Source organism: Exiguobacterium sp. A1_3_1 (genome assembly GCF_048985645.1).
GTDB classification, from domain to species: Bacteria; Bacillota; Bacilli; order Exiguobacteriales; family Exiguobacteriaceae; genus Exiguobacterium_A; species Exiguobacterium_A indicum.
Window position 1 is genome coordinate 1 of the sequence record NZ_WBYY01000298.1, and the last position, 1,551, is coordinate 1,551.

Sequence of the window (1,551 nt, forward strand, 5' to 3'; positions counted from 1 at the left end):
TGGGCTCGGAGATGTGTATAAGAGACAGGTGCGACGTACGATGAAAAAGTGAACTTCGTCTCGTTCTACTTCATGTACGTCTTGCAGCAGTACCAGACGTACTTCGAACAGACCGTTCAAACGCAAGGTCAGGACCACTCGACGTTCTCGATCGCGAAATTGCACCTGACAGATGATACCTTCAATGATTTTCAACAGGACATGCGGACACTGCTCGAAAAATATCATCACCTAGAGACAGAAGACCAGGCAACTGAACGGACCGTCTCACTCGTCATCTTGCCGTAAACACGCTCCGTTTCTAGAAGCGTATTTTCACCAAAATGAAACGAGACAACATTGCGAGGGAGAGAAAATAGACCCCATGAAACGGATCAAAGAAAATCTTGATGCAATTGTGCTGGATACGTTGAACGTAAAAGCAGAACAGATTCTAAAGATTGGTGAAGGAGCTTGGCACACTGTATATAAGTTAAAGAGAGTAGATGATCAAGACCTTGTGATTCGCATAAAAAAGAATGAAGCTTATGGGGAGTTACAACAGATTAATGAACAAGAGCTGACTACAGAGTATGAGTCTACGAAAGCTTACTATTTACACGCCAATACAAGTGATCAAAATGTCTGTCCTGACTTTTATCAGTATTTCATTGAAGATGACACAGTATTTACAGTAGAAACGTTCATGGGTCGTGGAACGGATTTATTGTTACTCGATCAGAATAAAGCCCATTCTTACGGTAAGAAATTAGGGAGAATTTATCACAATATACACAACCAGAAAACCTCTATTGCAGGTTTCGGGGAACTGCACTGGCAAGGGGAAACTTTACGAGGTAGTGATTCAAAAAACAGGGATGAATTATGGAAGGAAGAAAATGAACACGTCTTAACCGCCTTAAATGCTCTCATTCACTCTAGTCTTTGCTTTGATAAAGAAAAAGTCGATAAACATATTCATGCTTTAATTGAGAATAGACGAACTCAGGTTCAAAACATCTCTCTCGTGAATCAAGATGTAACACCAGAAAATTTAATTTTAAGTGATGAACACATTGCAATCATTGACCCGTTTCCAAGATTGGACTTTGATTTGAAATATGCAGCTTACTTTGTTTTTTGTTACAAATTTTTGTTACCAGCCTTTTCAAATGCTCCACGATACATAAATCAAGCGTATCAAGAAAAAAGTAATGTTCTAAACGAAATCGCTGATGGATTCATAAGTGGGTATTGCTTTAACGTGGTTGGAGACGAACGCACCATTCAAACTCGACGATTACTGGATGAATATACATTATGGATATTGCAAGAAGCGTATGAGCACTACGACATTCTACATCAGCCTCAACTCACTCATAAAACAACGCAACAGATGGGGAATCGAGAAATGATCACTGCTCGGTTACATTTATGCCTCGAAGAATTAGAAAAATGGTGTACGGAATAAGAATAGAGGCTGACGTAAACTTTAGTCTCTACAAAGATAAAAGAATGATGCTTTACACGCCACTCCTACAGGAATAAGCGTATTTATGCGCTGTCAGAGAC

General features: G+C 39.6%; 2 protein-coding genes. Both read left to right on the forward strand.

Features of this window, described 5'->3' with window-relative positions; translation table 11 throughout:
- Positions 1–48: 48 nt before the first annotated feature.
- Positions 49–288: a hypothetical protein gene (locus F8N00_RS17895; RefSeq protein ID WP_421018732.1), complete on the forward strand. Its 240-nt coding sequence runs from the start codon at positions 49–51 to the stop codon at positions 286–288.
- A 76-nt stretch (positions 289–364) separates the two neighbouring features.
- Positions 365–1,450, forward strand: coding sequence for a hypothetical protein (locus F8N00_RS17900; protein WP_421018733.1), 1,086 nt, complete (start codon positions 365–367; stop codon positions 1,448–1,450).
- Positions 1,451–1,551 lie beyond the last annotated feature (101 nt).

Excerpts from the sequence above, each read along its gene's own strand:
- F8N00_RS17900 (WP_421018733.1), top strand. The coding sequence starts at position 365 with ATGAAACGGATCAAAGAAAATCTTGATGCAATTGTGCTGGATACGTTG.